We start from the raw sequence: 12,529 nt of genomic DNA on the forward strand, positions 1-12,529 counted from the left end.
CCATGCCGTTGCCGTCGGATTGCGGCCAGCACGTCCCGATCGAGAAAAAACTTATAGCCGGTTAACAAGTCCAAGAACCGGGCGGGGCCGTACAGACGCTCAAACTTTTGCCTATAGACACGCCGTGTTGCGTCCTGAACGAAGTACGTATATTCGGGATTGTCATCTTCGAGGGAAGATCCTTACACGGAGGAACGGGAATCCTCCTGACACGCAAACATCGGCAAGCAACATCATCGATCGTCCACCACAGAGAGGGGAAACATCATGACCGCACACAAGAAGACCTGGCAGATCATAGCCGCAGCCGCCACCGCCGCGCTGCTCGCCCTGACCGGCGCCTGCGGCACGGCCTCGGCCACCGGTACCGACACGGCGAAGACCATCAAGGTCGGCACGTCACCCGGCCCGTACAGCGAACTGTTCAAGAAGGGCGTCGCCCCGGTGCTCGAAAAGCAGGGATACAAGGTCACCTACCAGAACTTCAGCGACCTGCAGACCGCCGACATCGCGCTCAACGAGGGCAGCGTTGACCTGAACGTCGACCAGCACACCGCATACCTCGAGGCGTTCAACAAGAACAAGGGCGGCGATCTGGTCGGTCTGACCCCGATCCCGACCGTGCCGGCCGGCCTGTACTCGCAGAAGCACAAGTCGCTCGACGATGTCTCCGAAGGTGACCTCGTGGCGATCTCGCAGGACCCGTCGAACGAGTCCCGCGGCCTGCGCCTGCTGGAGAAGCTCGGCTGGATCACGCTCAAGGCCGACGCCGACCCGGTGACCGTCACGCCGAACGACATCGAAAAGAACCCGAAGAACCTCGACATCCGTCCGATGGATTCAGGTACGATTCCGCGCTCGCTGCAGGATCTCGACTATGCGGTGATCCCCGGCAGCGTCTCCTACAGCTCGAAGGTCGACGCCAAGCTCCAGCTCGCGCAGGAGACGCTCAAGCCCGAATACCTACTGCAGGCGACCGTCAAGAAGGAAAACAAGGACAAGGAGTGGGCCAAGGCCGTGGTCGAGGCGTACAAGTCCAAGGACTTCCTTGACTTCCTCGACAAGAACAACACCAACGACTACTGGTTCGTGCCCGACGAACTGCGGCAGTGACCCGAAAGGGCCCGTGAAACGCAATCTCGGGCCCATGCGCCGGGGCCGGCCGCGTAGGACCGGCCCCGATGCATGCCACACATCCACACGTCTATCCAAGGAAGTGCATTCATGAACACAGCCGTCACGTTCGACCATGTGTCCAAAACCTACGGTCGCGGCAGCAAAGCCCAGAAAGCGCTCAACGACATCAGCTTCGAGGTGCCGGCCGGATCGTTCTTCGGCGTCATCGGCTCCTCCGGCGCCGGCAAAAGCACGCTGATCCGCACGGTCAACGGTCTTGAGACACCCACCAGTGGCAGCGTGGACGCGCTGGGCCGCAACCCCGCGACGCTGAACAAGCCCGAACTGGCCAAGCTGCGCCGCGAGATCGGCATGATCTTCCAGCACTACAATCTGCTGCAGTCCAAGACCATCGCGCAGAACGTCGCGTTGCCACTGGTGTTGGCCGGCGAATCCAAGGACACCATCGACCGCCAGGTTCGTCACACGCTGGAACTGGTCGGACTGGCCGACCGTGCCGACGCCTATCCGTCACAGCTGTCCGGCGGCCAATGCCAGCGCGTCGGTATCGCCCGCGCGCTGGTCACCAACCCCAAGGTGCTGCTCAGCGACGAGGCGACCAGCGCGCTCGACCCGATCACCACGCGCCAGATCCTCGACCTGCTCAACGACATCAACCGGCAGTACGGCATCACCGTGCTGCTCATCACCCACCAGATGAGCGTGATCGCAAGGGCCTGTGAACACGTGGTCGTGCTCGCGCACGGCGACATCGTCGAACGCGGCAAGGTGAGCGACGTCTTCGCCCACCCCAAGGACCCGCTGACCAGGCAGTTCGTCGAAACCGTGGTGCCCCGCCAGCTGCCCAAGAACCTGACCGACCGCATCTCGTCGGGCGGCGAAGGCTCGGTGGTGCGCGTCTGGTACCGCTCGGACGCCGCCAAGCACATACTGGCCGACATCAACGCCGCCGTGCATCCCACCGACATCACCCTGCTGCACGCCAATGAGAACGCGCTGCGCGACGTGACGCTCGGACAGCTCATCATCGGGCTCGACGGCGTGGACGGCTCGTCCCTGGCCGAACGGCTCGCCCCACTGGAAAACGATCAACGTGAATTCGAGGTGCTCCATGTCTGATTTTCTCGACTCCACCGTCACCACCGAACAGTACCTGCAGGCGTTCCAGGACACCCTGTACATGGTGGGCCTTGCGCTGTTCTTCGGCGCCGTCATCGGCATCCCGATCGGCGTGGCGCTCGCCATCACGCGCAAGGGCGGCCTACTGCCGAACCAGATCGTCTACGTGGTGCTCAACACGATCGTCAACATCATCCGCTCCGTGCCGTTCATCATCCTCATGGTCGCGATCATGCCGTTCACACGACTGATCGTACACACGTCGATCGGTACGAACGCGGCGCTCGTGCCGCTGGTCGTCTACGTCGCGCCCTACATCGGACGCCTGATCGAAAGCGCGATCCTCGAGGTCGATCCGGGCATCTACGAGGCAGCCGAGGCGATGGGCGCCGGCACTGTGCAGACCATCCGGTACTTCATCCTGCCCGAAGCCAAGGGATCCATCGTGCTCGCGCTGACCACGGCGTGCATCGGACTGATCGGCGCGACCGCGATGGCCGGCACGATCGGCGGCGGCGGCGTGGGTGATCTCGCGATCTCGTACGGCTACCAGCAGTTCGACACGATCGTCATCATCATCACCGTGATCATCCTCATCGCGATCGTGCAGGTGATCCAATCGTTCGGCAACTGGTACGCGCGCCGCTCGCGGCACACGTCGAACACCGAGGAATAGGCCCGCGGCCATCTCCGCGGCCGACATACAGACGACATCAGAAAGGGAAACGGGATCGTGACGCAGCAAGAGACGACCGGATTCGAGACATTGAGCGTGCACGCCGGATACGATCCGGCAGCCAACCGGGACTCCTCGAGCGTGCCGCTCTACCAGTCCGTGGCCTACGGGATGGAGAACGCCCTGCACGGTGACGCGCTCGCGGGCGGCCAGACCAGGGGATTCTCATACTCGCGCGTGGCGAACCCCACCGTGGACGTGTTCGAACAGCGGATCGCCTCGCTTGAAGGCGGCGATTCGGCGGTCGCCGTGGGCAGCGGCATGGCCGCCGTCTCCTACGCGTTGCTGTGCGCGGCCGAAGGCGGCGGCCGCATCATCTCGCCCACCGACCTGTATGGCGCCTCGGTCGATGCGATGGAGACGTTCTTCCCCCAGTTCGGCATCCACACCGACTTCGTGCACGACATCAACGACCTGTCCGAAGTCGAATCGCTCATCGGGGACGACACCCGTGCGATCTTCGCCGAATCGGTCGCCAATCCCAGCACCGAGGTCACCGACATCGCGCCGCTCGCCGAACTCGCGCACCGTCACGGCATCCCGCTGATCGTCGACAACACCGTGCCCACGCCGTACCTGTTCCGTCCGATCGAATTCGGCGCCGACATCGTCGTGCATTCGACCACCAAGGGCATCACCGGCCACGGCAACGCCCTCGGCGGCGCGATCGTGGACGCGGGACGATTCGATTGGGACAACGGGCGTTTCCCGCAATTCACCACGAACGAGCTGATCCTGAGCGACGAACGCAACGGCGTATGGGAAAGCTTCGCCTCCAAATTCGGCCGCGGCGCGTTCATCCACCGGGTGCGCACCAAATACCTGCGTACGTTCGGCGCGGTCATGGCCCCGTTCAACGCATACCTGTCGCTCGTCGGGCTGGAGACATTGCCGCAGCGCGTACGCCAGCAGGCCGCCTCCGCGCTCGCCGTCGCCGAACACCTGCGCGGCGTGCCGCACGTCACGCGAGTCAACTATTCGGCGCTCCCGGACCATCCGCAACGCCGGCTCGTCGAACGATACCTGCCCAAGGGAGTCGGACAGATCCTCTCGTTCGAGGTGGACGGGGACGAAACCAACGTCAACCGCATCCTCGACGGCACGAACCTGTTCTCCTACGTGCCGAACATCGGCGACGCGAGATCCCTGATCGTCAACCCCGCCCGCATCACGCACCGCGAAGTGCCCGCCGTCTACCGCAAGGCCGCCGGCGTGAGCGACAACCTCATCCGCCTGTCGATCGGTCTCGAGAACGTCGACGATCTGATCGCCGACCTCGATCAGGCCATCGCCCACGCCTACCAACCCGCCTGATCCGACCGCAGCACATCCGACCAACCGCAAGCACACGAAGGGAACACCATGACCGCACAGCATCTGCAAGCAGAACTCGAAGACCATTACCGCTGGTTCCACCAGCACCCCGAGACGGCATACCAGGAATTCGAGACCACCGCGCGCATCAGGCAGATCCTTACCGAACACGGCATCGACATCCTCGACACCGGCCTGAAGACCGGACTCGTCGCACGCATCGACGGCGCGGCGAAGGACGGCCTGGGCGCCGGCCATGTGGTGGCGGTGCGCGGCGACATCGACGCGCTGCCCATCCAGGAGGACACCGGCGTGCCGTACGCGTCCCTCAACCCCGGATACCTGCATGGCTGCGGTCATGACTACAACCTCACCACCGCGCTCGGAGCGGCCCTGCTGCTTGCCGAACGACGCGACGAGTTCGCCGGCACCGTCAAGGTGATCTTCCAGCCCGCCGAAGAGGTGGCCGCTACCAAGGAGATTCCGACCGGAGCCGTCGCCGTGCTCAACACCGGCGCCCTGAATGATGTCGAGGCGTTCTACGGCGTGCACGACACCAACGGCGAGGAACCCGGCACGTTCGTCATCGCGTCCGGCCCCGACTCGGGAGCGGTCGATAAGTTCCGCGTGCGCTTCCACGGTCGCGGCACCCATGCGGCGCACCCCAACGGCGGCATCAACCCGATCCGCCCGCTCGCCGCCGCGGTCGAGGGCATTCAGTCGATCAGCGGTCAAGACGTCGAGCCCACGCATCCGTGCGTCGTCACCGTCACCCACGTCGAATCCGGCAGCACCTGGAACGTCATCGCCCCCGACGCCTTCCTCGAAGGCACCGCACGCACCGCGTTCCCCGAAGACCGCACGATCATCCACGACCGGCTCGAAGCCATCGTCAACGGCATCGCCGCGGCCTACGGAGTAAGCGTCGACTTCGAATGGGAATACGGCTCGCCGTCCGTCGTCAACGACGAGCAGTGGTCGGCGCTCGCCGCCCAGACCGCCACAGACCTCGGACTCACCGTCGTCACGCCCAAGCAGACCTCGCTCGGCGGAGAGGACTTCTCCTACTACCTGCAGCATGCGCCCGGCTCGTTCATCCACATCGGCGTCGGCAATGGCGACCGGCCGATGCACGGCCCGACCTTCTACGCCAAACTCGACGCGCTCGCCGACGGCGCCGACCTGCTCGCCACCGTCGCCACGCGCACGCTCGCACGCCTCGGCGAATGAACGGTCGGTGGACTGATGCCCGGATTCCGGGCGGTTCGTGATTCGTGCTGATACGATGGGAACCGTGAGCCGGCATCGAGGACGGTGCCGGCAGACAAGGAAGGGGACATCATGCTGTTATCCGATTTCACCGGGCCGGTCATCACGGTGCTGGTGTTGGCCGTCGTCATCGCGTTGCTGTGCGCGGCGATCTTCGTCGTGCCGCAGCAGCAGGCGTACATCATCGAACGGTTCGGCAAATTCCATAAGGTGCAGTTCGCCGGCATCCACGCGCGCATCCCGTTCGTCGACCGCATCGCCACCAAAACCAACATGCGCGTCTCGCAGCTCAACGTGCAGCTTGAAACCAAGACGCTCGACAACGTGTTCGTCACAGTGGTCGCCTCCACGCAGTTCCGTGTGAACGCCGAGAACGTGGCCACCGCATACTACGAGCTGCGCGACCCGGCCGGCCAGCTGCGCTCCTACATGGAGGACGCGCTGCGTTCCGCGATCCCGGCGCTCACCTTGGACGACGCGTTCGCCCGCAAGGACGATGTGGCGTTCGACGTGCAGAAGACCGTCGGCAACGAGATGGCGCGCTTCGGTTTCACCGTCGTCAAGACGCTGATCACCGCGATCGACCCGTCGCCGCAGGTCAAGAACGCGATGGACTCCATCAACGCCGCCCAGCGCGAGAAGGAGGCTACGCGCCAGCGCGCCGAGGCCCAGCGCATCCAGATCGAGACACAGGCCGCCGCCGAGGCCGAGAAGACGCGTCTGCAGGGCGAGGGCCAGGCGAACTACCGCCGCGAGATCGCCAACGGCATCGTCGACCAGATCAAGTCATTGCAGGCCGTGGGCATGAACATCAACGACGTGAACAACGTCGTGCTGTTCAACCAGTACCTCGATGTGATGCGATCCCTGTCCGAATCGAAGAACGCGAAGACCGTCGTGCTGCCGAGTGCCACGCCAGGCGGCTACGAGGCGCTCTACCGGCAGATCACCGAGGCGATGCTCACCGCCAACGAAACCAAGACCGACGGCGGCGACGCGCCGTCCGACGTGGCTTCCGCCGCGAAGTAGATGTTCCGGTACGGCCTACAATGGCCGTATGAGCAAGACGATCATCAACTGCCTGCCGCTGACCGACGAGGAACGGCAGGCTTTTTGCGATGCCGTGGACGGCACCGACGTGCATCAGGAATTCACGGGCGTCGCCGCACAGCGCGGCATGATGGGCTGGAAGGCGGTCGTGCCGGCCGAACTGCGCGGAACCGCCACCGCCGTCATCGGCAACATCCCGGCCGACGAGTGCGCGCACTACCCGAACCTCGAATGGCTGCAGACCTGGAGCGCCGGCGTCGACCCGTATCTGGCGCCCGGCGTGCTGACCGACGGCACGCAGGTCACGAACGCGACCGGCGCGTACGGCCAGACCGTGGCCGAACACCTGTTCGCGATGATGTGGTCGCTGATGAAGAACATCCCCATGTACGCGCGCCAGCAGACCGAACAGCGCTGGCACGACCTCGGCCGAGCGCTGTCGCCGGTCGGCGCGACCGTGCTCGTGATCGGCACCGGCGACATCGGCTCGCATTTCGCGACGTTGTGCAAGGCCGCCGGCGCGCATACGATCGGCGTGCGCCGCGACAAGACCCGCCCGGCCGACGGCATCGACGAGATGCATGATTTCAGCGAACTCGACTCGCTGCTGCCCTCCGCCGACGTGGTGGCGATGGTCGTACCGGCCACTGCCGACACGTATCATCTGATCGACGGCCGTCGCCTGACCCTCATGAAATCGACCGCCGTGCTGCTCAACGCCGGCCGCGGCACCGCCATCGACCCGCGTGCGCTCGCCCGCGCCCTGTCCGAGGACCAACTGCACGGCGCAGGTCTCGACGTCACCGAACCCGAACCGTTGCCCGCGTCCAGTCCGCTGTGGAACGAACCGCACTGCCTGATCACCCCGCACGTCGCCGGCGGCAACCATCTGGCCGCAACCGAGGATCGCATCATCGCGATCGCGCTCGGCAACGTGCGCCGCTACGCCCACGGCGAGCCGCTCGCTAACCGGCGCAGGTAAGGAGGGACATGACTGAGTCCAGCAACGTCATTCGTGTGCGTGCCGTGGTTACGGGTCTGGTGCAGGGCGTGGGATTTAGGTATTACACGGTCGAGCAGGCGCGCAGGATCGGTGTGAGCGGCTGGGTGCGCAACCGGCTTGACGGGTCGGTCGAGGTCGAGGCGCAGGGCGAACCGTCCGAGATCGCGCAGATGATCTCGTGGCTGAAGGTGGGGCCGGATTGGGCGCGCGTCGCGCACGTGGCCGTGACCGAGATTCCGATCGAATCTGAGCGCGGCGCGTTCCGTGTGCGTAATGATCGCTGAGCCGAATATCCATTTAACGGTTTTGACCGGGACTGGTATGTTGCCGGACCTAAGCTGACGCGTTCTGTGTTCTTGGCTCCCTCGGCCGAGGGAGCTGTCCGCGAAGCGGACTGAGGGAGCGTCGGACCCATCGCATTAAACCCGATAAAGTACTAGTCGGAGGTTAATCAGCTCGCCAGGAACTCGGGGATGGCCTCGGCGGCGGCATAGCCGGCGCGGTACATGCGCTCCAGTCCCTCGAACGACTTGCTCAGCGTCGACAGGCCGTACAGGCTTTCGGGCGCGAGGATGAGCACGCGGCCGTCCTTTTCGTACTCCTTGGCCAATGCCACCTCGTCGTTGTACGTCTTGTAGCGTTCCAGCAGCCGCTCGGCCGCCGCCGGGTACGAGTGGCGCAGGATACGCGCCGGCGCGATGTCTTTCTTCTGCTCGCGCAGCACGTCCTTCAGTTGGGTCAGGATCAGCACCACGCGGTCGTAGCCGTCGTCCAGCGCCTTCTGGACCGGGACCGGATCGGCGATGCCGCCGTCGAAATACGGCACCCCGTCGATCACATACGGTTCGCACGCGACCGGCACTGCGCTCGACGCCTTCATGATATTGAAATCGTCGTAATGCACGTCCGACTTGTCGAAGTACTTGGCCGAGCCGTCGCGCGCGTCGCATGCGATCACCGTGAACCCGGTCGGATTCGCCTCGAACGCCGCGTAGTCGACCGGATATTCGCCGTCATGGTTGCTCAGCGTGCCGTACACGTAGTCGAGGTTCGCGAAATTGTGGTTCTTCACGAACGAGTCGAAGCTCGCGTACTCCTTGCGGAACGCGTACTCCGTGTAGAACTTGTGGTTGCGGCCGTGCTGGCCGGAGATGAATGAGACCATGTTCGCGCTGCCCGCCGAAACCCCATAGCAGTGGTTGAACGCGATGCCGTCCTCAAGGCAGCGGTCCATCACGCCCGCGCCGAAGATCGCGCGGAATCCGCCGCCCACGTCGATCAGCGCCGTCCTGTGCTGCGTCTCCTGCGTCTGCGTGTTGTCAGCCATGCCAATTCCCCTTCGTGCTGTGCCGATATCGCGTCCGAGCTTACGTGCCCAGCCGGGACAAACCGGCATCATCCGGTCAGGAATGCAGCAGTTCGCTTGACAATGTCGCGATATGCTCGCTCGGGTCGGAATTGGCGAGTTCCACGCCGCCGGCCGCATCGTCCGGCGCAAGCTTGCCGAGCGATTCGAGCACGACGCCCAAATGCCGCACCGTGCCTTCGTTGCCGTCGATGATCGCGGTCGAGGCCGGCAGCAGCTCGCGGAAATAGTCGCGGTAGAACACGAAATGCGTGCAGCCGAGCACCACCGAGTCGATCGAATCGAGATCGTACTGATCAAAATAGCCGTGCAGCGTGCGCATCACCAGATCATGATCGCCCAGCCGGCCGTGCTCGACGATCTCCACCAGGCCCGGGCATGGCTCGGGGAAGATCGTGTTCTCGGACTTGAACCGGTCCATCAGCGCGGCGAACTTGTGCTCGCGCAACGTCAGCGGCGTCGCGGCGACGATCACTCGCTGAGCGGCATGCGAGCCGTCCGCGCGGTCGCCGCGGTCGCACGCCACCTTCAACGCCGGCTCCATGCCGATGATCGGCATGTCGTAGTGTTCGCGCAGGTCGTTCACCGCCGCCGACGTCGCCGTGTTGCACGCGATCACCACGGCCTTGACACCCTGTTTCACGAACCGTTCCACGATCGCGAAGCTCAATTCGCGCACCTGCTCCGGTGACTTCGTGCCATACGGCGCGTTCGCGGAATCGCCGAAATACAGCACGTGCTCATGCGGCATGTCGTGCATGATCTGCCGTGCCACCGAAATGCCGCCCAGTCCGGAATCGAATACGCCGATCGGTGCCGTCGAAGCCATGCCGCTGCCTCCTGCAAAAGATATGTGGACGTTCACTAGAGTACTCCGCGCATCCCACGCTAGAGTAAAGCCATGAGCATTCCGCACGTTGTATACAAGGCCCACGCCACGGGCAACGATTTCGTCGTCTACGCCGATCCGACCGGCGAATATGAACCCACGCCGGACGAGGTGCGCTTCCTGTGCGACCGGCATTTCGGCATCGGCGGCGACGGTCTGATCCGTCTTGCGCATCCGGGCGACGTGTCCGATCTGAGCGCCGAACAGGTCGCCGAGTCCGCGGCCGGCGGTGCCGAATGGTTCATGGACTACCGCAATGCGGACGGATCCCTCGCGGAGATGTGCGGCAACGGCACGCGTGCGATCACGCTGTTCGCGCAGCGGCAGGGGTACGCCGAGCCGGCCGGGGGAGCGCCGTTCAGGCTCGGCACCCGCGCCGGCGTGAAGACGCTCACCTCGCTGGGGGCCGTGGCCGGGTTCGGCAAGGACGTGTTCCAGGTGGACATGGGAGCGTGGAAGCGCGGCGAGACGGATGCGTTCGCCGTGACGATCCCCGGCACGACCGGTTCGGCGCGCGGCACGTTCGTGGACATGGGCAACCCGCATGTGGTCGCGGTGATCGAGGATTCGTTCGCGACGTTGCCCACGGTCGAGGAGCTTGATCTGGTGACGAAGCCGGAAGTCAGTCCGGTGCTCGAGTCTGATCAGAACGTCGAGTTCGTGCGCATCGATGACATGGATGAGACGAACGATGCCGGAGAGGCGACGATGCGCGTGAACGAGCGCGGCTGCGGGGAGACGCTCTCGTGCGGCACCGGCCTGTGCGCGACCGCCGTGACGCTGCGTGCCAAGACCGGCATCGACCATTGGACGATCACCGTGCGCGGCGGCACGCTGCGCGTCGACGTGACCGACGAGGATGTGAAACTCACCGGCGCGGCCACGTTGGTAGGTCGCATCGAACTGCTCTAGGGAGTCGTCGTCGCGGCTCACGAGAAGATGGCTGCGCCGTCCTTGACGAGAATTAGCACCACGAGCGCGATCAGCCACACCACGTCGGCCATGAGATCGTAATTAAGACGGTAATACGTGCGTAGGCCCTGCGAACGTGCCGGCAGTCCCTGCACGGTGACGGTTGCGTGGCTCAGTGCCATGAACTGGATGGTCGTGGAGAACATGAGCGCGAGGCACCACGGGCACAGGGCGTTGATGACGAACAGCGACTGCGAAGTCAGCCAGTACGAGTAGGCGATCGCGGCGAGACCGCCCAGCCAAGTGCAGGCCGCGAACCAGCGGGGCACTGCCACACGCGTCAGACCGATCACCGCGACCGTGACGAACACGGATTCGGCGGCGATGCCGAAGAACGCGTTCGGATAGCTCAGCCCGCCGAATTTGACGATCTCCGACTGCCACGACTGCGCGACCGTCGAACAGGAAAGCACGCTGTTGATGTCGCAGTCGAGGATCTGGTTCGGGTCGCGCGCAAGCTTGAGCGTTTCCGCCGACAACACGAACGAGACGACCAGCGCGACCGCCGAGGCGATCAGCATGATCAGATACGTCCATGTCGCGGCGTGTCGCCATCCGCTCGGCTGAACCACGGTCTCGTGTGGTTCGCTGTCCTGTTCGTTCGTCATATCAGGTTCCCTTCCGATTCGTTTCGGCATGTCATATGACATGCCGATGACCGGTTTCAGATTACGATGGTCGTATGACTCGCATCGACATTCCTTCCGAACCGCCGCGCACGGGCTGGGACATCCACTGCCACACGGTGTTCTCCGATGGTACGGAGACGCCGGCCACGCTGGTGGAACAGGGCAAGGGTCTGGGCCTGCTGGGCGTTGGCATCTCCGACCATGACACGACCGCAGGATGGCATGACGCCGAGGACGCCGCGTCCCGGTGCGGTGTACCGCTGCTGCGCGGTACGGAGATCACCGCCGATGATGAAGGAATCTCCGTGCACATGCTCGCGTTCCAGTACGATCCGCGCAGCCGGCATATCTGCGAGCTGTTCGAGGCCACACGGGCCGCTAGACTCAAGCGTGTCAGACGGATGGTCGAACTGCTGTCGGCCGATTACCCGATTACTTGGAACAGCGTGCTGGAACAGGTGCGCGAGGGGGAGAAGACGACGGTCGGTCGGCCTCATATCGCGGATGCGCTCGTAGCCGCCGGCGTGTATCCGACCCGATCCGACGCATTCTCCGACGTGGTGAGCACGTCAAGCAAATACTATATTCCAACACCATCGCCGAGTACCCATGAAGTGGTGCGGGCGGTCGGCGAAGCCGGAGGCGTGACGGTCATCGCCCATGCCGGCGATCTGAGCCGCAATGCGCGACTGCTGTCGGATCGGCAGATCGAACGGCTGATCGGCGAGGGGCTGGACGGTCTTGAGGTATGGCATCGCGGCAATCCGCCCGAACAGCGCGAACGGCTGCTGGCCATCGCACGCCGTCACGGTCTGCTGGTGACGGGCGGATCGGACTGGCACGGCAAAGGCAAGCCGAACGCGCTGGGGGAGAACCTCACCGATGAGGCCACGGTAGTCGAAATCGTGCGCCGTGGCGCGATTCCGCTGTGGAAATAGGAAAGACGAACCCATAAGTGGGCAGAACAGGCTCTAGGAAACCAAAGGTGGGTGTTTCGGTGTCATATACGGACGAACATCGTCCCCAAATAACACCGAAACACCCA

13 protein-coding genes are annotated in these 12,529 nt (G+C 64.2%); 10 read left to right on the forward strand and 3 right to left on the reverse strand.

The window, feature by feature from the left end:
- Nucleotides 1-267 precede the first annotated feature (267 nt).
- The 8 genes from JS541_RS04500 (at nucleotide 268) to JS541_RS04535 (ending at nucleotide 7,912) form a co-directional block, all read left to right on the forward strand.
- Nucleotides 268-1,113 (forward strand): MetQ/NlpA family ABC transporter substrate-binding protein, encoded by an 846-nt coding sequence (locus JS541_RS04500; protein WP_214373288.1) that lies wholly within the window; start codon nucleotides 268-270, stop codon nucleotides 1,111-1,113.
- Between the two features lie 111 nt (nucleotides 1,114-1,224).
- The gene (locus tag JS541_RS04505) at nucleotides 1,225-2,256 is read left to right on the forward strand and encodes an ATP-binding cassette domain-containing protein (protein WP_214373289.1); all 1,032 of its coding nucleotides are present in this window, start codon (nucleotides 1,225-1,227) and stop codon (nucleotides 2,254-2,256) included.
- Nucleotides 2,249-2,932: a methionine ABC transporter permease gene (locus JS541_RS04510; RefSeq protein WP_214373290.1), complete on the forward strand. Its 684-nt coding sequence runs from the start codon at nucleotides 2,249-2,251 to the stop codon at nucleotides 2,930-2,932. Before JS541_RS04505 ends, JS541_RS04510 begins: the two co-directional genes overlap by 8 nt.
- A gap of 57 nt (nucleotides 2,933-2,989) precedes the next feature.
- The gene (locus JS541_RS04515; protein ID WP_214373291.1) at nucleotides 2,990-4,306 is read left to right on the forward strand and encodes an aminotransferase class I/II-fold pyridoxal phosphate-dependent enzyme; all 1,317 of its coding nucleotides are present in this window, start codon (nucleotides 2,990-2,992) and stop codon (nucleotides 4,304-4,306) included.
- A 48-nt stretch (nucleotides 4,307-4,354) separates the two neighbouring features.
- Complete coding sequence (locus tag JS541_RS04520; protein ID WP_214373292.1) at nucleotides 4,355-5,536, forward strand: amidohydrolase; 1,182 nt, start codon at nucleotides 4,355-4,357, stop codon at nucleotides 5,534-5,536.
- A 114-nt stretch (nucleotides 5,537-5,650) separates the two neighbouring features.
- Entirely contained in the window at nucleotides 5,651-6,604 is a 954-nt protein-coding gene (locus JS541_RS04525) for an SPFH domain-containing protein (RefSeq protein WP_214373343.1), read from the forward strand.
- Between the two features lie 28 nt (nucleotides 6,605-6,632).
- Complete coding sequence (locus JS541_RS04530; RefSeq protein WP_214373293.1) at nucleotides 6,633-7,607, forward strand: D-2-hydroxyacid dehydrogenase; 975 nt, start codon at nucleotides 6,633-6,635, stop codon at nucleotides 7,605-7,607.
- An 8-nt stretch (nucleotides 7,608-7,615) separates the two neighbouring features.
- Nucleotides 7,616-7,912 (forward strand): acylphosphatase, encoded by a 297-nt coding sequence (locus JS541_RS04535; RefSeq protein WP_214373294.1) that lies wholly within the window; start codon nucleotides 7,616-7,618, stop codon nucleotides 7,910-7,912.
- Between the two features lie 167 nt (nucleotides 7,913-8,079).
- Here JS541_RS04535 and JS541_RS04540 read toward each other — a convergent pair whose 3' ends face one another.
- Nucleotides 8,080-8,955, reverse strand: coding sequence for a patatin family protein (locus tag JS541_RS04540; RefSeq protein WP_214373295.1), 876 nt, complete (start codon nucleotides 8,953-8,955; stop codon nucleotides 8,080-8,082).
- 76 nt (nucleotides 8,956-9,031) lie between these two features.
- Nucleotides 9,032-9,823, reverse strand: a complete 792-nt coding sequence (gene murI / locus JS541_RS04545) for a glutamate racemase (RefSeq protein ID WP_214373296.1) — start codon at nucleotides 9,821-9,823, stop codon at nucleotides 9,032-9,034.
- 72 nt (nucleotides 9,824-9,895) lie between these two features.
- On the opposite strand from murI, the gene dapF reads away from it, so the two are divergent.
- Nucleotides 9,896-10,795: a diaminopimelate epimerase gene (gene dapF / locus JS541_RS04550; RefSeq protein WP_214373297.1), complete on the forward strand. Its 900-nt coding sequence runs from the start codon at nucleotides 9,896-9,898 to the stop codon at nucleotides 10,793-10,795.
- Nucleotides 10,796-10,812: 17 nt separating this feature from the next.
- On the opposite strand, the gene JS541_RS04555 is transcribed toward dapF, so the two are convergent.
- Nucleotides 10,813-11,463 carry a vitamin K epoxide reductase family protein gene (locus JS541_RS04555; protein ID WP_236036792.1) on the reverse strand — a complete coding sequence of 217 codons (651 nt, stop codon included), beginning with the start codon at nucleotides 11,461-11,463 and terminating at the stop codon, nucleotides 10,813-10,815.
- A 74-nt stretch (nucleotides 11,464-11,537) separates the two neighbouring features.
- Between JS541_RS04555 and JS541_RS04560 the strand changes: the two genes are divergently transcribed.
- A complete protein-coding gene (locus JS541_RS04560; protein ID WP_214373299.1) occupies nucleotides 11,538-12,422 on the forward strand; it encodes a PHP domain-containing protein in 885 nt (294 codons plus the stop codon).
- The last annotated feature ends 107 nt before the right edge of the window (nucleotides 12,423-12,529 follow it).

Source organism: Bifidobacterium sp. SO1 (assembly GCF_018555335.1).
Classification (GTDB): Bacteria; Actinomycetota; Actinomycetes; order Actinomycetales; family Bifidobacteriaceae; genus Bifidobacterium; species Bifidobacterium simiiventris.

Bases quoted from the DNA above. Each gene is read 5' to 3' on its own strand.
- JS541_RS04500 (WP_214373288.1), top strand. From the start codon at position 268: ATGACCGCACACAAGAAGACCTGGCAGATCATAGCCGCAGCCGCCACC.
- JS541_RS04505 (WP_214373289.1), top strand. From the start codon at position 1,225: ATGAACACAGCCGTCACGTTCGACCATGTGTCCAAAACCTACGGTCGC.
- JS541_RS04510 (WP_214373290.1), top strand. From the start codon at position 2,249: ATGTCTGATTTTCTCGACTCCACCGTCACCACCGAACAGTACCTGCAG.
- JS541_RS04520 (WP_214373292.1), top strand. From the start codon at position 4,355: ATGACCGCACAGCATCTGCAAGCAGAACTCGAAGACCATTACCGCTGG.
- JS541_RS04530 (WP_214373293.1), top strand. From the start codon at position 6,633: ATGAGCAAGACGATCATCAACTGCCTGCCGCTGACCGACGAGGAACGG.
- JS541_RS04535 (WP_214373294.1), top strand. From the start codon at position 7,616: ATGACTGAGTCCAGCAACGTCATTCGTGTGCGTGCCGTGGTTACGGGT.
- JS541_RS04540 (WP_214373295.1), bottom strand. From the start codon at position 8,955: ATGGCTGACAACACGCAGACGCAGGAGACGCAGCACAGGACGGCGCTG.
- murI (WP_214373296.1), bottom strand. From the start codon at position 9,823: ATGGCTTCGACGGCACCGATCGGCGTATTCGATTCCGGACTGGGCGGC.
- dapF (WP_214373297.1), top strand. From the start codon at position 9,896: ATGAGCATTCCGCACGTTGTATACAAGGCCCACGCCACGGGCAACGAT.
- JS541_RS04555 (WP_236036792.1), bottom strand. From the start codon at position 11,463: ATGACGAACGAACAGGACAGCGAACCACACGAGACCGTGGTTCAGCCG.
- JS541_RS04560 (WP_214373299.1), top strand. From the start codon at position 11,538: ATGACTCGCATCGACATTCCTTCCGAACCGCCGCGCACGGGCTGGGAC.